21 protein-coding genes are annotated in these 25,605 nt (G+C 67.7%); 1 reads left to right on the top strand and 20 read right to left on the bottom strand.

Annotation, left to right across the window (positions count from 1 at the left end):
* Window positions 1–15 precede the first annotated feature (15 nt).
* From AC07PF_RS02135 to AC07PF_RS02225, 19 genes are all read right to left on the bottom strand, one after another.
* Complete coding sequence (locus tag AC07PF_RS02135) at window positions 16–816, bottom strand: cell division protein FtsQ/DivIB (RefSeq protein ID WP_007857393.1); 801 nt, start codon at window positions 814–816, stop codon at window positions 16–18.
* Window positions 816–1,811, bottom strand: coding sequence for a D-alanine--D-alanine ligase (locus AC07PF_RS02140; RefSeq protein ID WP_007857392.1), 996 nt, complete (start codon window positions 1,809–1,811; stop codon window positions 816–818). Before AC07PF_RS02140 ends, AC07PF_RS02135 begins: the two co-directional genes overlap by 1 nt.
* Window positions 1,808–3,256, bottom strand: a complete 1,449-nt coding sequence (gene murC, locus AC07PF_RS02145) for a UDP-N-acetylmuramate--L-alanine ligase (protein WP_494610729.1) — start codon at window positions 3,254–3,256, stop codon at window positions 1,808–1,810. The genes AC07PF_RS02140 and murC overlap by 4 nt, the downstream gene beginning before the upstream one ends.
* Window positions 3,253–4,320: an undecaprenyldiphospho-muramoylpentapeptide beta-N-acetylglucosaminyltransferase gene (murG, locus tag AC07PF_RS02150; RefSeq protein ID WP_494610730.1), complete on the bottom strand. Its 1,068-nt coding sequence runs from the start codon at window positions 4,318–4,320 to the stop codon at window positions 3,253–3,255. Before murG ends, murC begins: the two co-directional genes overlap by 4 nt.
* Window positions 4,317–5,597: a putative lipid II flippase FtsW gene (gene ftsW / locus AC07PF_RS02155; protein ID WP_494610731.1), complete on the bottom strand. Its 1,281-nt coding sequence runs from the start codon at window positions 5,595–5,597 to the stop codon at window positions 4,317–4,319. Before ftsW ends, murG begins: the two co-directional genes overlap by 4 nt.
* A complete protein-coding gene (locus tag AC07PF_RS02160) occupies window positions 5,597–7,699 on the bottom strand; it encodes a Mur ligase family protein (RefSeq protein ID WP_494610732.1) in 2,103 nt (700 codons plus the stop codon). The genes ftsW and AC07PF_RS02160 overlap by 1 nt, the downstream gene beginning before the upstream one ends.
* A gap of 2 nt (window positions 7,700–7,701) precedes the next feature.
* Window positions 7,702–8,880 carry a phospho-N-acetylmuramoyl-pentapeptide-transferase gene (gene mraY / locus AC07PF_RS02165; RefSeq protein ID WP_007857387.1) on the bottom strand — a complete coding sequence of 393 codons (1,179 nt, stop codon included), beginning with the start codon at window positions 8,878–8,880 and terminating at the stop codon, window positions 7,702–7,704.
* A gap of 48 nt (window positions 8,881–8,928) precedes the next feature.
* Window positions 8,929–10,368: a UDP-N-acetylmuramoyl-tripeptide--D-alanyl-D-alanine ligase gene (locus AC07PF_RS02170; protein WP_494610734.1), complete on the bottom strand. Its 1,440-nt coding sequence runs from the start codon at window positions 10,366–10,368 to the stop codon at window positions 8,929–8,931.
* Window positions 10,359–11,864, bottom strand: a complete 1,506-nt coding sequence (locus AC07PF_RS02175; RefSeq protein WP_494610735.1) for a UDP-N-acetylmuramoyl-L-alanyl-D-glutamate--2,6-diaminopimelate ligase — start codon at window positions 11,862–11,864, stop codon at window positions 10,359–10,361. The genes AC07PF_RS02170 and AC07PF_RS02175 overlap by 10 nt, the downstream gene beginning before the upstream one ends.
* Complete coding sequence (locus tag AC07PF_RS02180) at window positions 11,864–13,609, bottom strand: peptidoglycan D,D-transpeptidase FtsI family protein (protein WP_007857384.1); 1,746 nt, start codon at window positions 13,607–13,609, stop codon at window positions 11,864–11,866. Before AC07PF_RS02180 ends, AC07PF_RS02175 begins: the two co-directional genes overlap by 1 nt.
* Window positions 13,606–13,932, bottom strand: coding sequence for a cell division protein FtsL (gene ftsL, locus AC07PF_RS02185; protein ID WP_007857383.1), 327 nt, complete (start codon window positions 13,930–13,932; stop codon window positions 13,606–13,608). The genes AC07PF_RS02180 and ftsL overlap by 4 nt, the downstream gene beginning before the upstream one ends.
* Complete coding sequence (gene rsmH / locus AC07PF_RS02190; protein ID WP_007857382.1) at window positions 13,929–14,858, bottom strand: 16S rRNA (cytosine(1402)-N(4))-methyltransferase RsmH; 930 nt, start codon at window positions 14,856–14,858, stop codon at window positions 13,929–13,931. The genes ftsL and rsmH overlap by 4 nt, the downstream gene beginning before the upstream one ends.
* Before the next feature lie 9 nt (window positions 14,859–14,867).
* On the bottom strand, window positions 14,868–15,296 hold the full coding sequence (gene mraZ / locus AC07PF_RS02195) for a division/cell wall cluster transcriptional repressor MraZ (RefSeq protein ID WP_007857381.1): 429 nt from the start codon (window positions 15,294–15,296) through the stop codon (window positions 14,868–14,870).
* A gap of 252 nt (window positions 15,297–15,548) precedes the next feature.
* Window positions 15,549–16,880 carry an ATP-dependent protease ATPase subunit HslU gene (gene hslU, locus AC07PF_RS02200; RefSeq protein ID WP_494610736.1) on the bottom strand — a complete coding sequence of 444 codons (1,332 nt, stop codon included), beginning with the start codon at window positions 16,878–16,880 and terminating at the stop codon, window positions 15,549–15,551.
* A 100-nt stretch (window positions 16,881–16,980) separates the two neighbouring features.
* Window positions 16,981–17,544: an ATP-dependent protease subunit HslV gene (gene hslV, locus AC07PF_RS02205; RefSeq protein ID WP_007857377.1), complete on the bottom strand. Its 564-nt coding sequence runs from the start codon at window positions 17,542–17,544 to the stop codon at window positions 16,981–16,983.
* An 80-nt stretch (window positions 17,545–17,624) separates the two neighbouring features.
* Complete coding sequence (locus AC07PF_RS02210) at window positions 17,625–19,343, bottom strand: STAS domain-containing protein (protein ID WP_007857376.1); 1,719 nt, start codon at window positions 19,341–19,343, stop codon at window positions 17,625–17,627.
* 53 nt (window positions 19,344–19,396) lie between these two features.
* Complete coding sequence (gene dksA, locus AC07PF_RS02215; protein ID WP_494610738.1) at window positions 19,397–20,182, bottom strand: RNA polymerase-binding protein DksA; 786 nt, start codon at window positions 20,180–20,182, stop codon at window positions 19,397–19,399.
* Between the two features lie 234 nt (window positions 20,183–20,416).
* Window positions 20,417–21,493, bottom strand: a complete 1,077-nt coding sequence (locus tag AC07PF_RS02220) for a CobW family GTP-binding protein (protein ID WP_494610740.1) — start codon at window positions 21,491–21,493, stop codon at window positions 20,417–20,419.
* Between the two features lie 218 nt (window positions 21,494–21,711).
* Entirely contained in the window at window positions 21,712–22,947 is a 1,236-nt protein-coding gene (locus AC07PF_RS02225; RefSeq protein WP_007857371.1) for a class I SAM-dependent rRNA methyltransferase, read from the bottom strand.
* A gap of 290 nt (window positions 22,948–23,237) precedes the next feature.
* Between AC07PF_RS02225 and AC07PF_RS02230 the strand changes: the two genes are divergently transcribed.
* A complete protein-coding gene (locus AC07PF_RS02230) occupies window positions 23,238–24,854 on the top strand; it encodes a methyl-accepting chemotaxis protein (RefSeq protein WP_494610741.1) in 1,617 nt (538 codons plus the stop codon).
* Between the two features lie 33 nt (window positions 24,855–24,887).
* On the opposite strand, the gene lepB is transcribed toward AC07PF_RS02230, so the two are convergent.
* The gene (gene lepB / locus AC07PF_RS02235) at window positions 24,888–25,553 is read right to left on the bottom strand and encodes a signal peptidase I (protein WP_494610742.1); all 666 of its coding nucleotides are present in this window, start codon (window positions 25,551–25,553) and stop codon (window positions 24,888–24,890) included.
* Window positions 25,554–25,605 lie beyond the last annotated feature (52 nt).

A 25,605-nucleotide genomic window follows, 5' to 3' on the forward strand; every position in this document is an offset into this window, starting at 1 on the left:
CTTGCCTGCATGCTGCTACCTCCGTGTGGCGGCACCCGCGGCCGCCTCCGGGCTCGTGGTGGTCACCCCCTTGAGCCGCAAGGCATAACCCCCCGTGTGCCGCAGGTCCGCTGACTCGAGCGCATCCACCCGGCGCTTGTACTGGGCCGCCACCTGGGTCAGCGTGCGCGCAAAGCGCTTGGCGCGCGCCACCACCTCCGCCGGCGTGCCGCCGCCGAGTTCCACCACGGCCCCGGTGTCCAGCGTGGCGCGCCAGCCACCGCGGCCGGTCAGCGCGAGTTCTTCCACGTCCATGCCCAGCGGCTCGAACACCGGCTGCATCAGGCCGTACATCTGCAGCACCTCGCCCGAGGTGCCGCCCGGCCCCTGCAGACGCGGCAGGCCGTCCTGCTCCACATCGCCGACATTGGCCTCGAACACCTCGCCCTGGGTGTTGACCATGGCCGACCCCGAATCGGGGCCCCAGTACGCCACGGCGTCGTGTTCTTCGAGCACCACGTGCAGGCTGCCCGGGAATTCGCGCCGCACCGAGGCCTTGCGCACCCAGGGCACCTGCTCGAAGGCCTCGCGCGCCTTGCGCAGGTCCACCGTGAAGAAGTTGCCCACCAGGTGCGGCGCCACGTTGGCGCGCAAGGTGACGGCGTTGTTGTGCACCAGCTCGCCCTGCACGACGATGCGCGCGATCGCAAAGCCCGGGTAGCGCAGCACCCACCAGGCCCCCGCCGCCAGCACGAGCATGGCGCAGCCCACGAACAGGACCGATGCGGTCATGTTCATGAGCTTGACGTCCAGCGGTGCGGGCAGCGCGTTGTTCATCAGGTTCCCAGGGTGCTGCCGGCGGGCGTGTCCATGGTGGCGCTGGCCAGCACCCCCACGCACAGGTCTTCGTAGCTGATGCCCGAGGCACGCGCCGACATGGGCACGAGCGAGTGGCCCGTCATGCCCGGCGAGGTGTTGATCTCCAGCAGGAAGGGCTGGCGGTCGCTGGCGCGGATCATGATGTCCGCGCGCGCCCAGCCGCGGCAGCCCAGCGAGCGGAAGGCCGCCACCACCAGGCGCTGGATCTCGCGCTCCTCGGCCTCGGGCAGGCCGCTCGGGCAGTGGTACTGCGTGACGTCGGTGAAGTACTTGTTCTGGTAGTCGTAGTTGCCCTCGGGGGCGACGATGCGGATCACCGGCAGCGCATAGGCACTGGTGCCTTCTCCCAGGATCGGGCAGGTGGTTTCCTCACCCTCGATGAACTGCTCGCACAGTACCTCGGGGTCGTAGCGCGAGGCCAGTGCATAGGCCTGGGCACATTGCTCGGGCGACGTGACCTTGGTCAAGCCGATGGTGGAGCCCTCGCGCGAGGGCTTGACGATCATCGGTGCGCCCAGGGCCGCCAGCGCGTCGGTGGTCTCGGCCACGCTGCCCACCAGGCGCCAGTCCGGCGTGGGCAGGCCCTCGGCGCGCCAGATGCGCTTGGTCATGATCTTGTCCACCGCGATGCTCGAGGCCATCACGCCCGGGCCGGTGTAGGGAATGCGCAGCAGCTCCAGCGCGCCCTGCACCGTGCCGTCCTCGCCATGGCGGCCGTGCAGTGCGATGAAGCAGCGTGCATAGCCGTCGCGGCGCAGCTCGCCCAGCTCGTTCTGCGAGGGGTCGAAAGCATGGGCATCCACGCCGCGCGAGCGCAGCGCCTGCAGCACGCCGGTGCCGGACATCAGCGACACCTCGCGCTCGGCGGACGCGCCGCCCATCAGCACGGCCACCTTGCCCAGGGCCTTCACATCCACGTTGGAACCCAGTTTCGTCGTCATCATCGTCGTCATGTCGCGCTCCCCGCCAGCGCCTTGTCCTTGGTTTGCTTGTCGTCGTTGCCTTGCAGCAGGTCCACCACCTTGGCCGGCACCGCCCCGATGGAGCCCGCGCCCATGCACATCACCACATCGCCATCGCGCGCGTTGTCGGCAATGGCCTGGGGCAGCTCGGCCACGTCGTCCACGAAGACCGGCTCCACGCGCCCGGCCACGCGCAGTGCGCGCGCGAGCGAACGGCCGTCGGCCGCCACCACGGGGGCTTCGCCCGCGGCATAGACCTCGGTCAGCAGCACCGAGTCGGCGTTGCCGATGACCTTCACAAAGTCCTCGAAGCAGTCGCGCGTGCGGCTGTAGCGGTGCGGCTGGAAGGCCAGTACCAGGCGCCGCCCGGGGAAGGCGCCGCGCGCCGCGGCCAGCGTCGCCGCCATTTCCACCGGGTGGTGGCCGTAGTCGTCGATGACGGTGAAGCGGCCGCCGTCCTTCGCAGGCAGGTCGCCATAGCTCTGGAAACGCCGGCCCACGCCCTTGAAGCCGGCCAGCGCACGCTGCACCGCCTCATCGGGGATGTTCAGCTCCACCGCCACGGCAATCGCCGAGAGCGCGTTGAGCACGTTGTGCTCGCCCGCGAGGTTGAGCACGATCTCCAGGTCGGGCAGGGTGACGCCGTTGCGCCGCTGCACCGTGAAGCGCATCTGGCCGGCCTCGGCACGCACGTTGACGGCGCGCACCTGGGCGTCTTCGGAGAAGCCGTAGCTCGTGATCGGGCAGGTCACGCTCTGCAGGATGTCGCGCACCGCCGGGCTGTCCACGCACAGGATGGCCGTGCCGTAGAACGGCATGCGGTGCAGGAAGTCGACGAAGGCGCCCTTGAGCCGGCCGAAGTCGTGCCCGTAGGTCTCCATGTGGTCGGCATCGATGTTGGTCACCACCGCCATCACGGGCAGCAGGTTCAGGAACGAGGCGTCCGACTCGTCGGCCTCGACCACGATGTAGTCGCCGCTGCCCAGCTTGGCGTTGGCGCCCGCGCTGTTCAGGCGCCCGCCGATCACGAAGGTGGGGTCCAGGCCGGCCTCGGCCAGCACGCTGGTCACCAGGCTGGTGGTGGTGGTCTTGCCATGCGTGCCGGCAATGGCGATGCCCTGCTTGAGGCGCATCAGCTCGGCCAGCATCAGCGCACGCGGCACCACGGGGATGCGCTTGTCGCGCGCGGCCAATACCTCGGGGTTGTCGGCCGTGACGGCAGTGGAGGTGACCACCGCATCGGCCCCGTCGATGTGCGCGGCCGCATGGCCCAGGCAGGTCTTGATGCCCAGGCCCTGCAGGCGGCGCAAGGTGGCGCTGTCGGCCAGGTCCGAACCGGAGATGCGGTAGCCCAGGTTGAACAGCACCTCGGCGATGCCGCTCATGCCCGCGCCTCCGAGGCCTACGAAATGGATGTGGCGAATGGCGTGCTTCATGGTGTTGCAAGCTCCTCGCAGGCAGTCACCACCTCATGCGTGGCGTTGGTTTTTTGCATCTTCTTGGCTTCTGTGGCCCGGCGCAGCAGCTCCGGGCGCTCTGTATTGCTCAGCACTGCGGCCAGGCCCTGGGCCGTGAGCTCGCGCTGCGGCACCAGCCAGCCGCCCCCGGCGTCCACGAGGAAACGGGCATTGGTGGTCTGGTGGTCGTCCACCGCCGAGGGGAAGGGCACGAACAGGGCGGCAGCGCCGACGGCGGCGATTTCGGTCACGGTGCTCGCGCCCGCGCGGCAGACGATGAGATCGGCCTGCGCAAACGCGGTGGCGGTGTCTTCGATGAAGGGGGTCAGCTCGGCCTCGACCCCGGCGGCGGCATAGTTGGCGCGCAGCGCGTCGATCTGGGTGGCACCGCTCTGGTGCAGCACCACGGGGCGCTGCCCGGCCGGAATCAGCGCCAGCGCCTGGGGCACGATCTCGTTGAGCGCGCGCGCGCCCAGGCTGCCGCCGACGACCAACAGGCGCAGCGGGCCGCTGCGGCCGGCAAAGCGCTCGGCCGGATCGGGCTGGCGCGTGAACGGCGCACGCAGCGGGTTGCCCACCCACTGGCCCTTCCTGAACGCATGGGGGAAGGCGGTGAACACCCGGTCGGCCACGCCGGCCAGCACCTTGTTGGCCATGCCGGCCACCGAATTCTGCTCGTGCAGCACCAGCGGCTTGCCGCACAGCACACCCATCATGCCGCCCGGGAAGGTGATGTAGCCGCCCAGGCCCACCACCACGTCGGGCTTGACGCGGCGCACCACCTGCAGCGCCTGCCAGAAGGCGCGCAAGAGGCGCAGCGGCAACAGGGCCAGCGTGACCGGGCCCTTGCCGCGCACGCCCGAGAAGTCGATGGCCTCCAGCGCAAAGCCTTGCGCGGGCACGATGCGCGACTCCATGCTGCCGGGCGCGCCCAGCCAGTGCACGCGCCAGCCGCGCGCACGCAGCTCCTCGGCCACGGCCAGGCCGGGAAAGATGTGGCCGCCAGTGCCGCCGGCCATGATGAGGGCAGTCTTGGCGGTCATACGCGCCCCCCCCTCATCATGTGTTTGTTTTCATAGTCCACCCGCAGCACCACCGCGATCGCCACCAGGTTCATCAGGATGGCCGAGCCGCCGAAGCTCATCAGCGGCAGCGTGAGCCCCTTGGTCGGCAGAGCCCCCAGGTTCACGCCCATGTTGATGAAGGCCTGGAAGCCCAGCCAGATCGCCACGCCCTGGGCCACCAGGCCCGCAAACACGCGGTCCAGCGCGATGGCCTGGCGGCCGATGTGCATGATGCGGCGGGTCATCCACAGGAAGAGCACGATCAGCGCGAGCACGCCCACGAGGCCGAACTCCTCGCCGATCACGGCCAGCAGGAAGTCGGTATGTGCCTCGGGCAGCCAGTGCAGCTTCTCGACGCTGCCGCCCAGGCCCACGCCGAAGATTTCGCCGCGCCCGATGGCGATCAGGGAGTGCGACAGCTGGTAGCCCTTGCCCAGCGCGTGCTGCTCGCTGAACGGATCGAGGTAGGCGAACACGCGCTCGCGCCGCCAGGGCGAGCTGGCGATCATCAGGGCGAATGCGGCCACCAGCACGCCCGCGATCAGGAAGAACATGCGCGCGTTGACGCCGCCCAGGAACAGGATGCCCATGGCGATCACGGCCACCACCATGAAGGCACCCATGTCGGGCTCGGCCAGCAGCAGCACGCCGACGATGGCCACGGCGGCCCCCATGGGCAGCACGGCGCGGAAGAAACGTTCCTTGACCTCCATCTTGCGCACCATGTAGTCGGCGGCATAAATGAGCACGGCGAACTTGGCGACCTCGGAGGGCTGGAAGCCCACCGGACCGATGGACAGCCAGCGCCGGGCGCCATTGACCACCTTGCCCACACCCGGGATCAGCACCGCGACCAGCAGCAGCAGGGCCGCCACGAAGAGCCAGGGCGCCGCGCGCTCCCAGATCTTCATGGGGACCTGGAAGGCCAGCAGCGCCGCGACGAAACCCACCACCAGGTACATCATGTGGCGGGTGAGGAAGTGCGTGGGCGCGTAGTTCGCAAAACGCGGGTTGTCCGGCATGGCGATGGAGGCCGAATACACCATCACCAGGCCCCAAGCCAGCAGCGCCACCACCACCCACAGCAGGGCCTGGTCGAAGCCGAGCACGCTGGCGGGCGTGGTGGTGGACTGGCGGTACTCGGTGCCGCCCACGCGCACCGGCAGCACCTCGCCGGCCTTGCCGGTGAGGCGGCCGAGCCAGCCGGCCAGGCGCTCAGAGAAGCTTGCGGGGGCGTTGGCGGTGGTGGCAGCCATCACATGCCCTCCAGGGATTGGCCGGCGTCCTGCGCCATGGCCAGAACGGTGTCGCAGAACACGCGTGCGCGGTGTTCGTAGCCGGTGAACATGTCGAAGCTCGCGCAGGCAGGCGACATCAGCACTGCATCGCCCGAGCGCGCGCGCTCGCGTGCCAGGTGCACGGCCTCGGGCAGCGTGGCGGCATCGATCAGCGCGACCCCGCTCTCCTGCAGCGCAGTGCGGATCAGCGGCGCATCGCGCCCGATGAGCACCACGGCGCGCGCATAGCGCGCCACGGGCGTGGCCAGCGGCGCGAAGTCCTGCCCCTTGCCATCGCCGCCCAGGATCAGCACGATGCGCCGGTCGGCCCCCAGGCCGTTGAGGGCGGCCACCGTGGCGCCCACGTTGGTGCCCTTGCTGTCGTCGAAGAATTCCACGCCATCGATCAAGGCCACGGGCTCCACGCGGTGCGGCTCGCCCCGGTACTCGCGCAGGCCGAACAGCATGGCCGACAGCGTGCAGCCGGCCGAAGACGCCAGGGCCAGGGCAGCGAGCGCGTTGGAGGCGTTGTGGCGCCCGCGGATGCGCAACGCGTCGGCAGGCATCAGGCGCTGGATGTGCAGATCTTCCTCGTCTTCAGGCGCAGCGGCGGCTTCGCCGCCTTGCCCCGCAGGGGCCGCACGGCGGCGGGTGCTGCGCTTGCGGGTTTCGTCCGCTTCGTGCGCGCGCACCAGCCAGGGAATGCTGCCCACGGTCTCGATGCCGAAGTCCCCAGGGCGCCGCGGCATGTCGATGCCGAAGGTCAGGTGGTCGCGCAGCGGCACCTTCACGGGCTGCTTGCTGCGCGAGGTCGGGGCGGGCTTGCCGGAGGCCAGTTGCGCTGCCTGCGCCGTGGCGGCTGACGCCGTGCCCAGCATGTCCATGACCGTGGGGTCTTCGCGGTTGAGCACCATCAGGGCCGTGTCGCCGAAGATGCGCGCCTTGGCCGCTGCATAGGCACCGATGTCGCCATGCCAGTCCAGGTGGTCCTGGGTGATGTTGAGCACCGTGGCCGCCGTGGGCTCGAAACCGGTCGCGCCATCAAGCTGGAAGCTCGAGAGTTCGAGCACCCAGACTTCGGGCAGGGTCTCGGCGTCGATGTGCCCGGCCAGGGTGTCGAGCAGCGTGGGGCCGATGTTGCCGGCCACGGCCACGCTCTTGCCCGCGCGCTCCACCAGTTGCCCGGTGAGCGAGGTGACGGTGGTCTTGCCATTGGTGCCGGTGATGGCCAGCACGGCCGGCGCATAGCCGTGCGAGGCGCGCAGGTACTGCAGCGCTGCGGCATACAGGCCGAGTTCGCCGCCGGTGGCCAGGCCGATGGCCTGCGCCGCGGCCCACACCGGCGCCACGGTGGCCGGGCTCAGACCGGGCGAGCGGTAGACGGCGTGCACACCGGCACCGCCTTCGACCAGGCTGGCGTCGAAGGGGCCGGAAACAAAGCGCACGCCGGGCAGCTCGTGCTGCAGCACTGCCAGCTGGGGCGGGGCCTCGCGCGTGTCGGCGACGGTGACGCTGGCACCGCAGCGCACGCACCAGCGCGCCATGGCCAGGCCCGAGGCGCCCAGGCCCAGCACCAGGAAATGCCGGCCCTCGTAGGGTCGCATGCCCTCGCCCGGACGGCCCTGGGGCTGCACCGCCTCGGCCTCGCCCTCGGGCTCGTCCGTCGGCGTAGCCAGCAGCGGCGCGGGCTCGGTCGTGTCGGGCGCATTCACCTCGGCAAAGATCTGGGCCACGAAGTCGGCGGCCGCCTTGGCGGCGGAGATGGCAGGGGCCACATAGCCATCGCCAGGCGGGGATGCTGGCGCGGCGACAGGGGCTGCAGGCTCCGGAGAAGCCGATTCCGATGCGGACTCCTGCGTGGCATCGGTATCCTGCGCGCCATCGTCGGCGGGTGTCCCCTCGCCGGCCTCGGGCTCGGCCGCAACGCTCTCGGGCGTGGCGGATTCTGCAGGATCCGGATCGGTCGCCTTCGGGGTGTGCACGGCCTCTGGCACACGCACCTCCTCCCGCCCGGCCGTCTCGGGCAGGTGATCGCCTGGCTCGGAGCCGGGGGCGTGGGGATCGTGGGGCGTGGTCGTCATGTTCAGCGCAGCTTGAGCGTGGACAGGCCGATCAGGCACAGCAGCATGGTGATGATCCAGAAGCGCACGACCACCTGGGTCTCCTTCCAGCCGCTCTTCTCGAAGTGGTGGTGCAGGGGTGCCATCTTGAGCAGGCGGCGGCCCTCGCCATAGCGCTTCTTGGTGTACTTGAACCAGGTCACCTGCAGCATCACCGACAGGGCCTCGACCACGAAGATGCCGCCCATGATGGCCAGCACGATCTCCTGGCGCACGATGACGGCGATGGTGCCCAGGGCCGCGCCCAGCGCCAGCGCGCCCACGTCGCCCATGAACACCTGCGCGGGGTGGGCGTTGAACCACAGGAAGGCCAGGCCCGCACCGGCCATGGCGGCGCAGAAGATCAGCAGCTCGCCGGCCCCCGGGATGTTCGGGAAGAACAGGTACTTGGAATAGACCGAGCTGCCGGTGACGTAGGCGAACACACCGAGGGCCGAGCCGACCATCACCACCGGCATGATGGCCAGCCCGTCGAGCCCGTCGGTCAGGTTCACGGCATTGCTCGAACCCACGATGACCAGGTAGGTGAGGATCACGAAGCCGAGCACGCCGAGCGGGTAGCTCACTTCCTTGAAGAAGGGCAGCTGCAGGCCGGCCTTGGGCGGCAGGTCCAGCGAGAAGCCTGACTGCACCCAGGTCAGGAACAGCTCGAACACCTTGGCGTTGGAGCTTTCCGAAATGCTAAACACCAGGTAGACGGCCGCGATCAGGCCGATGACGGACTGCCAGAAATACTTCTCGCGCGAGCGCATGCCCTCAGGGTCCTTGTTGACCACCTTGCGCCAGTCATCGACCCAGCCGATGGCGCCAAAGCCCAGGGTGACGATGAGCACGATCCACACGAAGCGGTTGGACAGGTCGAACCACAAGATGGTGGAGATCGCGATCGACAGCAGGATCAGCACCCCGCCCATGGTCGGCGTGCCGCTCTTGGACAGGTGCGACTGCATGGCGTAGCCACGGATGGGCTGGCCGATCTTGAGCGAGGTGAGCACACGGATCACCTTGGGGCCGGCCAGCAGGCCGATCAGCAGTGCCGTGAGCGCCGCCATCACCGCGCGGAAGGTGAGGTACTGGAACACGCGGAAGAAGCCGAGCTCGGGCGACAGCCCCTGCAGCCATTGCGACAGGATCAGCAGCATGCGGCACCTCCCTGCTGGAGGCACAACGCCTGGCGTGCGTGCGTCGGTTCAGTGCATTGCGTCATGGCTTCCCTCGGACTTTCCTTGTTCTTGTTGTGTTGCTTGCGCAGCGGTGGCAGCCGCAATGGCCTGTACCACCCGCTCCATCTTCATGAAGCGCGAACCCTTGACGAGCACGCTGCCCACGCTGGGCAGGGCAGAGCAGACCGCGGCCTGCAATTGCTCCATGCTCTCGAAATGCGTGGCGGCGCCATGGGCCCGCGCCGTGTGTGCCGACAGCGTGCCCAGCGCATACAGCGTGGCAATGCCCGCTTCCTGCGCCTGGGTGCCTGCCTCGGCGTGGAACTGCGGCCCCTGCTCCCCGACCTCGCCGATGTCGCCCACCACCAGCAGGTGCGGGCCGGGCAAGGCCGCCAGCACCTGGATGGCGGCCTGGAGCGAATCGGGGTTGGAGTTGTAGGTGTCGTCCACCACGGTGATCTCGCGCCCGGCGTGCTGCACGCTGAAGGCGCGCGAGCGGCCCTTGACCGGCACGAACGCATCGAGCCCCTGGGCAATGGCGGCCAGCGGGGCGCCTGCAGCCAGGGCGCAGGCGGTGGCGGCCAGGGCGTTGGTCACATTGTGGCGACCGGCGATCTGCAGGCGGCAGGCCAGGGGCCCGGTGGGGGTGCGTACCTGCACGGCCCAGGCACCCTGCGTCCATTCAGCCGAGGTGCAGGCCACGTCGCCCTCCTCGCCGAACGCGAGGCAGCGGCGGGGCCCGGCCAGTTCACGCCACAAGGGCGTGAAGGCGTCACCGGCCGGGAACACGGCCACACCATCGGCGGGCAGCGCCGCGAACACCGAGCCGTTCTCGCGCGCCACGGCTTCCACCGTGTGCATGAACTCCATGTGCTCGCGTTGCGCGTTGTTCACCAGGGCCACCGTGGGCTGGGCCATGGCGGCCAGCACGGCGATCTCGCCCGGGTGGTTCATGCCCATCTCGATCACGGCGGCGCGGTGCGCCTCGCGCAGGCGCAGCAGCATCAGCGGCACGCCGATGTCGTTGTTGAAATTGCCCTCTGTGGCAAAGGCGGCATCGCCCTGCCAGGCGCGCAGGATCGAGGCGATCATCTGCGTTACCGTGGTCTTGCCGTTGCTGCCGGTCACGCCGATCAACGGCAACGCCCGTTGCCCACGCCAGCCGGTGGCCAGCGCACCGAGCGCTGCCAGGCTGTCGGGCACCTCGATGCCGGGCAGACCGGCCGCGTCGAGGCCGCCGTGCGCGATGGCAGCCGCGGCACCACCCGTGCGCGCCTGGTCCAGGAAGGCATTGGCATCGAAACGCTCGCCCTTGAGCGCCACGAAGAGGTCGCCGGCCTGCAGGCTGCGGGTATCGGTGTGCACGCGCTGCACGGCCACGCCGCCATCGCCCACCAGGCGCGCCGATGGGATGCGCTGCTGGATGAGGGCGTGCGCCTGGCGCAGGTTCATCATCGTCATGCCCATGTGCGGGCTCCTCGGGCCTGCAGCGCGGCTTGCGCGTGGGCCATGTCGGAGAACGGCAGGCGCACGCCGGCCGTCTCCTGGGTGTCTTCGTGTCCCTTGCCGGCGATCAGCACCACGTCCAGCGCATCGGCCTGGCCGATGGCAGCCGCGATGGCGGCGCCGCGGTCGGGCTCGGGCTGCACCGATGCGCCGGCGATCGTGCCTTGCAGGATCTGGTGGATGATCACGGCGGGGTCTTCGCTGCGCGGGTTGTCGCTGGTCACGAGCACGCGGTCGGCCTGTTGCTGCGCCACGGCACCCATCAGCGGGCGCTTGCCGGCATCGCGGTCGCCGCCGCAGCCGAACACGCACCACAGCCGACCGCCGCGCTCGGCCGCCAGGGGGCGCAGGGCGCGCAGCGCCTTGTCCAGCGCATCGGGGGTGTGGGCATAGTCCACGGCCACCAGCGGCTGCCCGGCAGCCGCCAGGCGCTGCATGCGCCCGGGCACGGGCTGCAGGCGGCTGCAGGCACCGACCGCATCGGCCAAGGGCACGCCCAGGCTGCGCAGCGTGGCCAGCACGCCCAGCAGGTTCAGGATGTTGTACTGGCCGATCACGCCGGTCTGCAGCAGGTGCCGCTCGGCCCCTTCCACCACGGTGAAGCGCAGACCCTGCTCGCCCAGCGCCACGTCGCGGGCGGCCAGGCGGGCCTCCTCGGCGTCGAGCGCAATGCTCCACAGGTCCAGCGCCGAGCCCGCCAGCTCGGCATGCAGCTGGGCGCCGGCCGGGTCGTCCACATTGACCACGGCGGCCTGCAGGCCGTCCCAGCCGAACAGCTCGCGCTTGGCCAGCCAGTAGCCGGCCATGCTGCCGTGGTAGTCCAGGTGGTCCTGCGTGAAATTGGTGAACACCGCCGCGCGGATGCGCGTGCCGTCCAGGCGCCGCTCGGCGATGCCGATGGACGAGGCCTCGATGGCGCAGGCAGACAGGCCCTCGTCCGCGAACTGCGCGAAGGCGCGCTGCAGACGCACCGGGTCGGGCGTGGTCATGCCGGTATAAGTGAGCGAAGGCGGCTGGCCCATGCCCAGGGTGCCGACGATGGCGCAGCCTTTGCCGCTGCCCGCGGCAGCCAGCAGGTTCAGTGCATCCGCCAGCCACCAGGCGGTGCTGGTCTTGCCGTTGGTGCCAGTCACGGCGAGCACGTCCAGGCGCTCGGTGGGCTGGTCGAACCACTGGGCCGCGATGGGGCCTGTGGCGGCCTTGAGGCCCGGCAGTGCGGCGATATGCCCGCCCTCGAACGCAAACGCCTCCACGCCAGCCTGTTCCACCAGGCAGGCCGTGGCCCCGCGCACCAGGGCGTCGGCGACATGGGCGCGCCCGTCGGTCGCGGCACCCGGCCAGGCGATAAAGCCGTCGCCCGGGGCCACCAGCCGGCTGTCGGTCTGCAGCGTGCCGGTGACACGGCTGCGCAGCCACTGCACGGCGTCGCGGGAGGAAGTCAGAGTCAGCACCTGCATCACAGGGACTCCTCCACCGGGTTGGCAACGATCTGGGGCTTGACGGCCATGTCCGGCTGCACGCCCATCATGCGCAGGGTCTGCTGCACCACCTCGCTGAACACCGGTGCGGCCACGGCACCGCCGTAGAACACGCCGTTGCTGGGCTCGTCGATCATCACCGCCACGATGATGCGCGGCTTGTCGATGGGGGCCATGCCGGTGAACCAGGCGCGGTACTTGCCCGAAGCGTAGTTCTTGCCCACCTGCTTGCGCGCCGTGCCGGACTTGCCACCCACCGAGTAACCCAGGGTCTGGGCCTTCTGGCCGGTACCGCCCGGGCCAGCGGCCATCTGCAGCATCTTGCGCACCTGGTCGGCCGTGCGCTCGGAAAACACGGGCACGCCAAGGGCCGGCTCCTGGGTCTTGAGCATGGTGGCCGGGATCACGCGACCGCCGTTGGCGAACACGGTGTACGAGCGCGCCATCTGGAACAGGCTGGCCGACAGGCCATAGCCGTAAGACATGGTGGCCTGCTCCACGGGGCGCCAGGTCTTGTAGGGGCGCAGCCGCCCGGTCACCACGCCCGGGAACCCGATCTGCGGCTTCTGGCCGAAGCCCGCGGCCGAAAAGGTCTCCCACATCTCGCGCGCCGGCATCTGCATGGCGAGCTTGGTGGTGCCCACGTTGCTCGACTTCTGGATCACGCCCTCGACCGTGAGCAGGCCGTAGTTGTGCGTGTCCGAGATCGTGGAACCGGTGATGGTGATGCGCCCGGGGTTCGTGTCCACCGGCGTCTCGGGGCGCACGCGCCCGCTCTCCAGGGCCAGGCCGATGGTGAAGGGCTTCATGGTCGAGCCCGGCTCGAACACGTCGGTCAGCGCGCGGTTGCGCAACTGCTCGCCGGTCAGGTTCTGGCGCTTGTCGGGCACATAGCTCGGGTAGTTGGCCAAGGCCAGCAGCTCGCCGGTGTGCGCATCGAGCACCACCACGCTGCCGGCCTTGGCCTTGTGCGCCGTGACCTGGTCGCGCAGCTTCTGGTAGGCGAAGAACTGCACCTTGCTGTCGATGGACAGCTGCATGTCACGCCCGTCCACGGGCGGCACGGTCTCGCCCACGCCCTCGACCACGCGGCCCAGGCGGTCCTTGATCACGCGGCGCGAGCCCGCCTTGCCGGCCAGCTCCTTGTTGAAGGCCAGCTCCATGCCTTCCTGGCCATGGTCCTCGACATTGGTGAAACCCACCACGTGGGCCGCAGCCTCGCCTTCGGGGTACTGGCGCTTGTATTCCTTGCGCTGGTAGATGCCCTTGATGCCCAGCGCCGCAATCTGCTGGCCCACGTCCCAGTCGAGCTGGCGCTTGATCCAGACGAAGGTCTTGTCCTCATCGGCCAGCTTGGCATTGAGTTCGGACAGCGGCATCTCCAAGAGCTTGGCCAACTGCTTCATCTTGGCCTTGACCTCGGGCTGGTCCTGCTCCACGTCCTCGGGGATGGCCCAGATGCTGGCGGCCGGCACGCTGGACGCCAGGATCAGGCCGTTGCGGTCGAGGATCTTGCCGCGGTTGGCGGGCATCTCCAGGGTGCGTGCAAAGCGCACCTCGCCCTGGCGCTGGAAGAACGCGTTGCCGAACACCTGCACATAGGCCGCCCGCGCACCCAGGCCGAGGAAGCCGAGCGCGATCATCGCCACGATGAACTTGCTGCGCCAGACCGGCGTCTTGCTGGCCAGCAGCGGGCTGGAGGTGTACAGAACGCTGCGGCTCATGGCTGCGTTCCTGCGGCAGGCGCTGCGGCCTGCGAAGACGATGCGGTGGCCGTGACACCGGCCGGATCGGACACGTACTGGGTGATGGCTGGCGTGGCCGTGCGCATTTGCAGCTGTGCGCGCGCGAGTTTTTCCACGCGCAGCGGCGTGGCCTGGGCGCGCTTTTCCACCTGCAGGCGCTGGTGCTCGGTCTCCAGGCGGCGCGCCTCGGCCGTGGCCCGGTCGAGCTCGGTGAACAGGCGGCGTGACTGGTACTGGGTGTGCACCAGGAACAGTGCACTCGCCAGTACCGCCAGCAGCAGCACCAGGTTCAACCGCGTCATGCAGGCACCTCCGTGCGCTCGGCCACGCGCATGATGGCGCTGCGCGAGCGGGGGTTGCCAGCCACCTCGGCAGCACTGGGCTTGACGCGGTCCAGCGCCAGCAGCTTCATCGCCTGGGGTGCGGCGAACGGCGCGCGGCGGTCGTAGACCTCCTTGGAGTGCTTGGCGATGAACTGCTTGACGATGCGGTCCTCGAGCGAGTGGAAGCTGATCACGGCCAGGCGCCCGCCCGGCTGCAGCACCGTGAGGCTGGCCTCTAGCGCCTGTTGCAGCTCTTCAAGCTCGGCGTTGATGAAAATCCGAAGAGCCTGAAATGTGCGCGTTGCAGGGTTCTGGCCCGGCTCGCGGGTTTTGACCGTGCCAGCCACGAGACTGGCCAGTTCACCGGTGGTTGCAACAGGCCCCCGCTCTTCGCGCCGCGCAACAATCGCCTTTGCAATGGGGCCAGCAAACCGTTCTTCACCGTAGTCACGTATCACCTCCGCAATCTGTTGAACCTCGGCAGTTGCCAACCACTGGGCCACGCTTTCGCCGCGCGTGGTGTCCATGCGCATGTCCAGCGGCCCATCGAAACGGAAACTGAAACCCCGCTCGGGGCTGTCGATCTGGGGCGAGCTCACGCCCAGGTCCATCAGCACACCCGCGGCACTGCCAGCGGGCAGCTCACCGAGGTGGCGAAATCCTTCATGCCGAATGGAAAAACGCGCATCGGTGATGCGCGTTGCTTCGGCGATGGCTTCAGGGTCCTTGTCGAATGCCACAAGACGCCCCTGTGGCCCCAGCCGCAGCAGGATCCTGCGCGAGTGCCCCCCGCGCCCGAAGGTGGCATCCACAAAGGTGCCGGACGGCTCGGGGCCCGCGCCGCCGAGCAGCGCGTCCACCGCTTCTTCGAGCAGGACGGTCGTGTGTTGCAAAGCCTCGGTCACCGCGCGCCCTTAGAAAGAGAAGTCCTTGAAGACGTCCGGCATCTCGCCCTGCATGGCCTTGGCCTCCTGCTCGTCATAGGTAGCCTTGTCCCAGAGTTCGAAGTGGTTGCCCATGCCCAGCAGCATGGTCTCGCGCGAGATGCCGGCGGCCTCGCGCAGTTCGGGCGACACCAACACACGGCCCGTGCCATCCATCTCCACGTCCTGGGCATTGCCCAGGAAGATGCGCTTCCACCACTGGGCGGACATGGGCAGCTCGGCAATGCGTTCGCGGAACTTCTCCCACTCGGGGCGGGGGAAGACCATGAGGCAGCCGTGGGGGTGCTTGGTGATCGTGAGCTGGCCGCCTGCCGTCGCCGCGAGGACGTCACGATGCCGGGTCGGCACGGACAGCCGACCCTTCGCATCGAGACTCAGCGACGAGGCACCTTGGAACACGGACAGATTTCCCACTCGGTTGGAATCCACTCGGGCCCTGGAATCGGGCGCTGAGGGCACTTTTCACCACTTAATTGCACTTTTTTGCACTGTAGCAGGAAAAGCACACCGAGCAAGGGGGTGCACAACAAACTTTTGCAATGAAATCAAGGACTTAGGCGCGACTCCAAAGAAGCCAAACAAGCAAAAGTCCTTGAGAAAGAACCACTTACGGAGACCTGTGCAAGTGATACCTCAACGCAGCGCCCGTGGTCACAGGATGTAGCGCGAAAGATCCTCGTTCTGACTCAGGGTTTGCAACCGCGCATCCACATAGGCGGCATCAATAACAACGGTCTGACCCGATAGTCGCGTTGCATCGAAACTGACTTCGTCAAGCAAGCGCTCCATCACCGTGGACAGGCGCCGGGCGCCGATGTTCTCGGTGCGCTCGTTGACCTCGAACGCGATGTGCGCCAGGCGCGTGACACCCTCGGGCGCGAACTCCAGCGTGACCCCCTCGGTGGCCAGCAGCGCCTGGTACTGCTTGACCAGGGAGGCATGGGTCTGCACGAGGATGGCCTCGAAATCCTGCACCGACAGCGAGCCCAGTTCCACCCGGATCGGAAAACGGCCCTGCAGCTCGGGTATCAGGTCGCTGGGCTTGGCCAAGTGGAAAGCCCCCGAGGCGATGAACAGGATGTGGTCGGTCTTGACCATGCCGTACTTGGTGGACACCGTGGTGCCCTCCACCAGCGGCAGCAGGTCGCGCTGCACGCCCTGGCGCGAGACATCGGCACCGCTGCTTTCCTGGCGCGCGGCCACCTTGTCGATCTCGTCGATGAAGACAATGCCGTTCTGCTCGGCATTGGCAATCGCGCGGGTCTTGATCTCTTCCTCATTGACGAGCTTGGCGGCCTCCTCCTCGATGAGCAGCTTGAGTGCCTCGGCGATCTTGAGCTTGCGCGTACGCCGCTTGTCCTGGCCCATCTGGCTGAACATGCCGCGCAGTTGCTCGGTCATCTCCTCCATGCCCGAGGGGCCCATGATCTCGAGCGCCGCCCGGCTCTCGGCCACCTCGATCTCGATCTCCTTGTCGGCCAGCGAACCCTCGCGCAGCTTCTTGCGGAACACCTGGCGTGCGGTGCTGTCGGTGGCGGCAGCAGGCTCCGCGCCGGCAGCCGAACGGGCCGGCGGGATCAGCACGTCCAGGATGCGCTCTTCGGCGGCATCCTCGGCCCGGGTGCGCACCTTGCGGGTTTCGGCATCGCGGGTCTGCTTCACGGCGATCTCGGCCAGGTCGCGGATGATGGAATCCACGTCCTTGCCCACATAGCCCACCTCGGTGAACTTGGTGGCCTCGACCTTGATCAAGGGCGCATCGGCCAGGCGCGCCAGGCGCCGCGCGATCTCGGTCTTGCCCACGCCCGTGGGGCCGATCATGAGGATGTTCTTGGGGGTGATCTCGTGGCGCAGCGTGCCCTCGACCTGCTGGCGGCGCCAGCGGTTGCGCAGCGCGATGGCCACCGCGCGCTTGGCGCCGGCCTGGCCGACGATGTGGTGGTCGAGTTCGGAGACGATTTCTTGGGGGGTCATGGACGACATGGGGATCCACCTGGTAGCAAGGGAGGGACCGGCCGCCACAGCACACTGCGGCCGGCACCATGAAAGGGAAAGCCCGGGACGAGTACGCCGGGCGAGGCGCTTACAGCGTTTCGATCGTGTGGTGCATGTTCGTGTAGATGCACAGCTCACCCGCGATTTCGAGGGATTTCTTGACGATCTCCTGCGCCGGCAGGTCGGTGTGGTTGAGCAGCGCCTTGGCCGCCGAGTGGGCATAGGCCCCGCCCGAGCCAATGGCCACAATGCCCTGCTCGGGCTCCAGCACGTCGCCGTTGCCGGTGATGATGAGCGAGGCCTCCAGGTCGGCCACGGCCAGCATGGCTTCGAGGCGGCGCAGCACGCGGTCGGTGCGCCAGTCCTTGGTCAGCTCGATCGCGGCGCGCACCAGGTGGCCCTGGTGCTTGTCGAGCTTGGCCTCGAAGCGCTCGAACAGCGTGAACGCATCGGCCGTGGCACCGGCAAAGCCGGCCAGCACCTTGCCGTGGTGCAGCTTGCGCACCTTGCGCGCCGAGCCCTTGACGACGATGTTGCCCAGGGTGACCTGGCCGTCACCGCCGATGGCGACCTGCATGCCGGCAGGGGTCTGGCGGCGCACGCTCAGGATGGTGGTGCCGTGAAACACCGGATGGTTGTGAGAGGAGTCCATAGCTGCCGCAGATGCGGGCGCCGGTGCCGTTTTCAAGCCAGGGCAAGGCCCGTGCCCCGCGCGGGCACCCAGCCTGTCCGTCAGTTCTTGCGGGGGAGGACCCAGGCGTGCTCGTTGATGCCGATCACGTTGAAGAAGATGGCCACCAGGCGCTGCAGGTTGTGGAAATGCACCTCGTGGCCCTGGCCCTGCTGCTCTGCGGCCCAGTTGAGCACCGAGCCGGCAGCGGCAAAATCGACGCGGATCAGCTTGTCGCAGGACACCACCAGTGGCACCCCGGGGCGCATCAGCGCCTGGAAGGGCTCCAGCAGCGGGGTCGCATCACCATCGATGTGGCCGCTGAGCGACGCCACAGGCGTGGTGTCCAGCGTGGCCGGGACGGATGCATCAAAGCCGAAATCCGACGCCAGCATGTCGCGCTCGGCAGGCGCCGCCGCCTGGCTGCTGGCCGCGGTGGCGTCGTCCGAGTAGCCCATCTTGGGCGCCACCCAGGAAGGTGGCGACACCTCGTAGGTCACGCAGTAGTCGAGCGCCACCAGTTCGAACTCGTCGGGCCGGCCCATCAGGCGCAGCGCGGCCATGCGCAGGCGCCACCACTCGGGGCCCGAGGCCCGATCGCCCGACTGGGTCATGATCTCCATCAGGGTGGTGAGCCGGTCCACACCCGAGAACACGAACTGCCCCGCCCGGTCCGCCCATTTGGTGAACTGGTCGGCCAGCAGGGGCACGGCGGCATCGTCGATGCCGGCGATGCGTGTCCACGCCAGGGTCCAGGGGGCGGCAGAGCGCTCGATGGACGCCTGCAGCGCCGCCACGGACGACACCGTGAGGCGCGCGGGCGCGTTCCAGCTGAAATCGCGGCGGGCCATGCCCGCCTTGGGCTCCTGTTCCTGCACCAGGCCGAGCTGCTCGGGCATGGAGAACCACAGGGGGGCCGAGCGGCTGAAGCCGGCGGCAAAGTCGATGGCCAGGGTGTCGAAGCGGTCGTGCTGGCCTGTGGCGCGGTACAGGTCGAACAGCGTCATCCAGATTTCCAGCTGCTGTGCCGGGTCGTCCTGCTGGTGCTGTGCCAGCACATCGAGCAAGCCGGACTCCGCTCCCGCGTGATCGCCGTTGGCGAAGCGGATGGCGGCTTCTTCAAGGTCGGGTTCGTGCACGAATTCCTCCGGTGCGGATGCGGTTTCGGGCGTTGGTGCCGGACTCGGGTCAAACGATGCCAGTTCGGTGGGCTGCTGCTCTCCCCGCATGGTCGCATCTGAGCCGCCAAACTGGCCGATCGCCATGCTGTCGTCGTCAAAAAGTGGCTTCACCGCAGCCGGTGCGGCGGCAATAGGTGCTGCCAGGCTGACGGGAGCCGTGGGCGCGAAGGCGCGCGCCGCGGCCTCGTCCTCCCCGCGGAAATCCGCCGGCACGGTGGGCGCGTCGCCATTGGCCTTGCTCTTCCACCACTGCTGCGACATCTGCGCTTCGATCTCGTCGATCTTCTTGAGCGTCACCGCGCGCTCGTCGGGCGAGGCCATGCTGCTCTGGAAGAACGAAGGACGTGCGGTAGGGTCCTCGGTGCGCTGGCCTTGCAGCACCTCGCGCTGGCGCAGCTTGCGCAGCTGATCGAACTCACGGCGGCGCACGAAATCGTTGCGGCGCTTGCGCTCGATCATCTCCTTGAGCATCTGCTTGCTGTACTGGCTTTCCCGGTCCTCCTGGAGCGAGTCGAGCTCGGTCCAGTTCGTCGTCGGGTTGCGCACAAACCGCACCATTTTGGACAGCAGGCCGCCGGGCGTGGTTTCTTCCTTGCTCATGGGATAGGCGAGAGAGGGTGCGTGCGCAGGAGTGTGTTCAGGCCGGGCAGACTTCAGTCACCAAACATCTTCTGCTTGAGTTCGCGGCGCTGCTGTGCTTCGAGCGACAGCGTGGCCGTGGGACGGGCGATCAGGCGGCCGACGCCGATGGGCTCGCCGGTCTCGTCGCAATAACCATAGTCGCCTGCGTCGATGCGGGCGATGGACTGCTCGATCTTCTTGAGCAACTTGCGCTCGCGATCACGCGTGCGCAGCTCCAGGGCGTGCTCTTCCTCGATGGTGGCGCGGTCGGCAGGGTCCGGCACCACCACGGTGTCTTCACGCAGGTGCTCGGTGGTTTCACCAGCACTGTTGTGGATGTCCTGCTTGAGCTGGACCAGCTTCAGGCGAAAGAACGCCATCTGCTTGTCGTTCATGTATTCGCTGTCAGGCATGGCCAGGACCTCCGCGTCGGTCAGCTCCTGGGCCGTCTTGGCTTTCCAGTTGTTGGCCAGCTTGGGGTCTTTTTTGGCAGCAGTGAAAGTGGGATGCACTTGCGCGGTCGTGGGCATGGTCTGTTGGTAGCTGGCTTTGGCAGCGGTGGAAGCCGTTGCCTGTGCCATGGATGGTACGGTCAATTGGGCCAATCGGGAAGAAGGCCGGGTCGTGCGCACGGGTACATGGGATCCCGCCTGCGGGGCAGGGGCGGGGGCGACAGGAGCCGGGGCGGCTACCACCTTGGGAGCAGTCTTGGCAGAAGCCTTTGCAGCAGCTTTGGCTGCCACTGGTACGGCAGTGCTTTTACCCGCGCTCGGAGCTGCTTTCGCAGCTGCCTTGGATTTGCTGGTTTCGGCTTTCACTTCCTGGTCTCCTCGCAGTACGGGCGGACCCAGGCTGCGCTGGCAGCCAAGGGTGGATGGCAAGCCTTCCGGGGTTTTACCGGGGCGCGATTGTATCGACCTGGGCTGGCGCAAACGAAAACGTTGCAGATACGACACATCTTGCCACCCATATCACCCCATCCACAGGGCAATCCGGGGGAATCGGGGCTCCGGGACAGTCTTTGACAATCCCGCACCCACCACCCCGGCCGGTCAGGCCAGGCTCTGTTCCAGCCCTTGCAGGAGGATGTCCTTGGGCAGGTCGATGCCGATGAAGACCATCTTGCTCAGCCGTTCCTCGCCTTCGGCCCACTGTGGCCCCAGGTCGCTGCCCATGAGCTGGTGCACGCCCTGGAAGATCACCTTGCGCTCGGTACCCTTCATGTACAGCACGCCCTTGTAGCGCAGCATGCGCGGGCCGTAGATATTGACGATGGCGCCCAGGAAGTCCTCGAGCTTGGCCGGATCGAACGGACGCGTCGAGCGAAAGACGAAGCTCTTGACGTCGTCATCGTGGTGATGGTGGTGGCCATGGCCGCCATGCTGGTGGGAGGGGTGGTCGCAGTGCTCGCCGTGTTCATGGTCATGGTGGTCATGGTCATGGCCATGGTCATGGTGATCGTGGGCGCCCTCTTCCTTGAGGAAATCGGGGTCGATGTCGAGCTTGGCGTTGAGGTTGAAGCCGCGCAGGTCCAGCACCTCCTTGAGCGGCACTTCTCCGAAGTGCACGGCCTTGATCGGCGCCCGCGGGTTCATGTGCTTCAAGCGGTGGATCAGGGCATCGGTCTCTTCGGCACTCACCAGGTCGGTCTTGGACAGGAAGATCTGGTCGGCAAAGCCCACCTGGCGGCGCGCCTCCTGGCGGTCGTTGAGCTGCTGGGGCGCGTGCTTGGCATCCACCAGGGTGACGATGGAGTCGATGAGGTAGGTTTCGGCGATCTCCTCGTCCATGAAGAAGGTCTGCGCCACGGGGCCGGGGTCGGCCAGGCCGGTGGTCTCGATCACGATGCGGTCAAAATCGAGCAGGCCCTTGCGCTTCTTGGCAGCCAGGAGCTGCAGCGTCTCTCGCAGGTCTTCGCGGATGGTGCAACAGATGCAGCCGTTGCTCATCTGCACGATCTGCTCCTTGGACTCGGTCACCAGGATGTCGTTGTCGATGTTCTCTTCGCCGAACTCGTTTTCGATCACGGCGATCTTCTGGCCGTGGGCTTCGCTGAGCAGGCGCTTGAGCAAGGTGGTCTTGCCCGAGCCCAGGAAGCCGGTGAGGATGGTGGCAGGAATGAGGGACATGGAAAAAGCCTAGAAAAGGATGCGGATGCCAGGGGGACAAGTTGTGGAAGTTTAGCCACGAAATCAAGACCACACCGGACACCCACTCCGCTGAGTGCACCTACTTTTTCGCCTTACAAAATACCAGTCATAACTTTTCAGCTATGGATACAGGAGCAAAAACGCATCCCTTGATGTAAGGAAGTTGCGTTAACACCCGAACACAGGGGCCCAGAGCGTCAGGATTTGCGCATCACCACCAGCCCTTTGAGGTACTCGCCCTCGGGAAACTCCAGCGTCATCGGATGGTCGGGAGCCCCCGCCAGGCGCTCGACGATGTAGCCGTCCACCCCGGCATCGGCCCCGGCCGAGGCCACGATCTTGTGGAACAGGTCGGCGCTGATGCCCCCCGAGCAGGAGAAGGTGAACAGCACGCCGCCCGGCGTGAGCAGCTGCAGCGCCAGGCGGTTGATGTCCTTGTAGGCGCGCGCGGCGCGCTCGGCATGCGCTGCGGTGGGCGCGAACTTGGGCGGATCGAGGACGATGGCGTCGAAGCGCTGGCCCTCCTTGAGGAACTGGCGCAGCGAGGCGTTCACGTCCGCATCGAGAAAACTCGCCCGGTTCACGTCGAAGCCATTGAGCACCACGTGGGCCCGTGCCCGCTCCAGCGCCGGGCCCGAGGAATCGATCGAGGTCACCTGCCCGCCCCCCGGGCCGCCGGCCGCCTCGGCCGCACGCATGCCGGCCAGCGCCGCGACGCTGAAGCCGCCGGTGTAGCAAAAGCAGTTGAGCACATGCTGGAAGCCCAGGCGGCGCGCATAGTCGGCAAAGCGCTTGCGGCTGTCGCGCTGGTCGAGGTAGAAGCCGGTCTTGTGGCCTTCGGCAATGTTGAGCGTGAGCCGCCACTGGTGTTCGTGGATGGTCAGCTCCACGGGCGGCGCCTCTGCGCCGGCCACCGGGCCGCCACGCAGCCAGCCGGTGGCGGGCTCCAGGCCCTCCAGGGCGCGCACGCTCGCATCGGAGCGCTCGTACAGCCGGGCAAGGCCGGTCTCGCGCAGCAGGGCGTCGGCCAGCACATTCTTCCAGCGCTCGGTGCCGGCACTGGTGAACTGTGCCACCAGGGTGTCGCCGTAGCGGTCCACGATCAGGCCCGGCAGACCGTCGGACTCGCCGTGCACCAGGCGGATGCCATCGCTTTGCACGTCGAACCGGGCGCGGGCAATGATGGCGCGCGCGCAGGCGGCGATGAAGAAGGGTTCGTCGATGCGCTGCGCCTCGTCGAAGCTCCACACCCGTGCGCGGATGCGCGAACTGGGGCTGAATGCGGCCCAGGCCAGGAACTGGCCTTCGTGCGACTCGACGCGCACCGTCTCGCCGCTGTCGCCACCGCCCTTGGCGATGGCCGACTCGAAGATCCAGGGGTGGCGGCGCAGGAGCGAGCGCTCCTTGCCAGGGCGAAGGCGAAGGGTTTTCATGCCCTCGATTGTGCCGGCTGGGCGCTGCGGTTTGCGTTGCCCGGCGATTCTTTCAGAGAACGAGGCGGCTCCCTCCTGCGCAGCCCGAACCGCCGCTGGAAGCAGCCCTGCGGCCACAGGCGCCCCCGCCCGGCCAGTGTGTCAAATTCATTTCGCCATGGCTGGATTTAAGTGATACAAAACCCCGCCGTTTCCATCGGATTTTCTGGCGGCCAGCGCCATCGCGACATCCGTTTTCGTGCCGCATGCGCCGGGCAGACCCACGAACTCCAACCAAGCGAGCTGATGCCATGCACTTCAACCAGCTGAAAGTTTCCACCCGCCTGTCACTGCTGCTCTTGGTGCTGTGCGCGCTGACCGTGGTGATCGGCGCTGCAGGCTTGATGGGAATGCAGCGATCCAATGCGGGCCTCAACACGGTCTACCAGGATCGCGTGGTTCCACTCCAGCAGATCAAGATCGTGTCAGACGCCTACGCGGTCAACATCGTGGATACGGCACACAAGGTGCGTGACGGGGCACTGACGGCCCGACAGGGACTCGACTTCATCGGCAAGGCCAAAAAGGACATCCGCGACCAATGGGGCGCCTACCTTGCAACCAGCCTCGTGCCCGAGGAGACGCGCCTGGTCGGACAGTTTCAACAGCTGCACCTGGGTGCCGATGCTGCCGTCGCAGCCCTGGAAACCCATCTCCAGCGCAATGACATGGCGGCCCTCACCACATTTGCCGCCAAGGACATGTACCCCGCACTGGACCCGCTGCAGGATGTGCTGGGAGGCCTGGTGCAGGTGCAACTCGATACCGCGCGCGCCGAATACGACCGCGCCGTGGACTCCTACCGCGAGACGCTGCTTTTTGTCGCCAGTGCGCTTGCCGTGGGCCTGGCCTTTACGCTGGTGTTCGGGTCGGTGGTGACACGCAGCATCATCCACCAGCTGGGTGCCGAGCCGAGCACCGCCGCCCATCTGGCGCACAGAGTGGCGCACGGCGACCTCACGGTGTCCATCGCGCTCAAGACGGGAGACACCACCAGCCTGATGGCCCAGCTCAAACGCATGCAGGACAGCCTGGTGACCATGATCGCCCTGGTACACCAAAGCTCTGAGAGCGTTGCCAGTGCCGCAGGGCAGATAGCCCAAGGAAACACCGAGCTTTCCCTGCGCACGGAAGAACAGGCCAGCGCCCTGGAAGAGACGGCCGCATCCATGGAGCAGTTGAACTCCGCTGTGCGCCAGAACGCCGACATCGCCCGCCAGGCCAATGAATTGGCACTCTGCGCCTCCACGATGGCACAGCAGGGGGGCGCCGTGGTGGCCGAGGTGGTCGATACCATGAAGCGCATCCACGAAAGCTCGGCGCAGATCACCGAGATCATCGGCGTGATTGACTCGATTGCCTTCCAGACCAATATCCTGGCACTCAACGCGGCGGTGGAGGCGGCCCGCGCCGGCGATCAGGGTCGGGGCTTTGCCGTGGTGGCCACCGAGGTGCGCACCCTTGCGGGCCGTGCTGCTGCGGCGGCGCACGAAATCAGGACCCTGATCGGCGCCAGTGTGGAGCGCGTCGAAGCGGGAACGGCACTGGTCGACCGTGCAGGCCAGACGATGCACCAGGTGGTCGACTCCATCCGGCAGGTGACCCAGATCATGGGAGAAATCAATGCGGCCAGCAGCGAGCAAAGCACAGGGGTGGACCAGATCAACGAGGCCGTGACGCAGATGGACCAGGGCACCCAACAGAACGCTGCCTTGGTCGAAGAGATGGCCGCGGCCGCAGCCGGCCTGAGCCACCAGGCCCATGGGCTGGTGGAGACAGTGGCGGCCTTCAAGCTGCCAGGAAGGCACTACCCGGCTTTGGCCTTGCCAGGACGCAAGGCCCACCCCGCCCTCCTGGCCGGCGGCTGAAACGCAGACCGCGGCCTCCAATCCGGTGGCGGGTCAAAGCGCCTTGCCGAAGCGCTCGAAGCGCGGCAGAAAGTAGCGCTCGGTATCGGCCGACACCAGCACGCCCACCGCCCGGCCGATCAGCAGGTGGCGCGGCACCAGGCCGATGTAGCGCGAGTCGGCGCTGTTGTCCCGGTTGTCGCCCAGCACCAGGTACTCGCCCACGGGAACCGTCACCGGAGCGAAGCTGCTGCGCGCCGTCACGCCATGCAGCCACTGCACACGGCGCTCGTGGCCCTGCACCTGCTCCGTCATGCGCGTGGCATCGACGGTGCGACCCAGGCCGACGGCCTCCTGCAACGCCTGAGGTGCGTCGTAGTGGGCGGCTTCGCCGTTGATGATGAGCACTTCGTCGCGCATCTCCACCGTATCGCCGGGCACCGCCACCAGGCGCTTGATGAGGCGCGTGCCGTCCAGCGGCGACGAGAAGGTCACCACGTCGCCGCGCCTGGGCTCGCCCATCGGGGCCAGCACCACGTCGGTCAGCGGAATCTTCACGTTGTAGGCCAGGCGGTTGACGAACACCACATCGCCTTCGACCAGGTTGGGCCGCATGGAGCCCGAGGGAATGGGGTTCCAGTCCGCCACCGCCGTGCGGAACAGGCCGAAGCACATCAGCAGCACGAGAAATCCCTTGTTGGCCTTGATCCAGCGTCCCATCGCTCTGCTCCTCTCCAGTGGTTCTTGGGTCGCGCCAGCGCGATGGCGCTGC

The organism is Acidovorax sp. GW821-FHT10A04 (assembly GCF_059415825.1).

Bases quoted from the DNA above. Each gene is read 5' to 3' on its own strand.
- AC07PF_RS02160 (WP_494610732.1), bottom strand. From the start codon at position 7,699: ATGACGACCACGCCCCACGATCCCCACGCCCCCGGCTCCGAGCCAGGC.
- AC07PF_RS02175 (WP_494610735.1), bottom strand. From the start codon at position 11,864: ATGCAGGTGCTGACTCTGACTTCCTCCCGCGACGCCGTGCAGTGGCTG.
- AC07PF_RS02135 (WP_007857393.1), bottom strand. From the start codon at position 816: ATGAACAACGCGCTGCCCGCACCGCTGGACGTCAAGCTCATGAACATG.
- ftsW (WP_494610731.1), bottom strand. From the start codon at position 5,597: ATGGCTGCCACCACCGCCAACGCCCCCGCAAGCTTCTCTGAGCGCCTG.
- AC07PF_RS02220 (WP_494610740.1), bottom strand. From the start codon at position 21,493: ATGTCCCTCATTCCTGCCACCATCCTCACCGGCTTCCTGGGCTCGGGC.
- AC07PF_RS02170 (WP_494610734.1), bottom strand. From the start codon at position 10,368: ATGGGCATGACGATGATGAACCTGCGCCAGGCGCACGCCCTCATCCAG.
- hslU (WP_494610736.1), bottom strand. From the start codon at position 16,880: ATGTCGTCCATGACCCCCCAAGAAATCGTCTCCGAACTCGACCACCAC.
- lepB (WP_494610742.1), bottom strand. From the start codon at position 25,553: ATGGGACGCTGGATCAAGGCCAACAAGGGATTTCTCGTGCTGCTGATG.
- AC07PF_RS02225 (WP_007857371.1), bottom strand. From the start codon at position 22,947: ATGAAAACCCTTCGCCTTCGCCCTGGCAAGGAGCGCTCGCTCCTGCGC.
- mraY (WP_007857387.1), bottom strand. From the start codon at position 8,880: ATGCTGCTGATCCTGTCGCAATGGCTGCAGGGGCTGTCGCCCGAGCTC.
- AC07PF_RS02210 (WP_007857376.1), bottom strand. From the start codon at position 19,343: ATGAGCAAGGAAGAAACCACGCCCGGCGGCCTGCTGTCCAAAATGGTG.
- AC07PF_RS02140 (WP_007857392.1), bottom strand. From the start codon at position 1,811: ATGACGACGATGATGACGACGAAACTGGGTTCCAACGTGGATGTGAAG.
- hslV (WP_007857377.1), bottom strand. From the start codon at position 17,544: ATGGACTCCTCTCACAACCATCCGGTGTTTCACGGCACCACCATCCTG.
- murC (WP_494610729.1), bottom strand. From the start codon at position 3,256: ATGAAGCACGCCATTCGCCACATCCATTTCGTAGGCCTCGGAGGCGCG.
- murG (WP_494610730.1), bottom strand. From the start codon at position 4,320: ATGACCGCCAAGACTGCCCTCATCATGGCCGGCGGCACTGGCGGCCAC.
- ftsL (WP_007857383.1), bottom strand. From the start codon at position 13,932: ATGACGCGGTTGAACCTGGTGCTGCTGCTGGCGGTACTGGCGAGTGCA.
- AC07PF_RS02230 (WP_494610741.1), top strand. From the start codon at position 23,238: ATGCACTTCAACCAGCTGAAAGTTTCCACCCGCCTGTCACTGCTGCTC.
- AC07PF_RS02180 (WP_007857384.1), bottom strand. From the start codon at position 13,609: ATGAGCCGCAGCGTTCTGTACACCTCCAGCCCGCTGCTGGCCAGCAAG.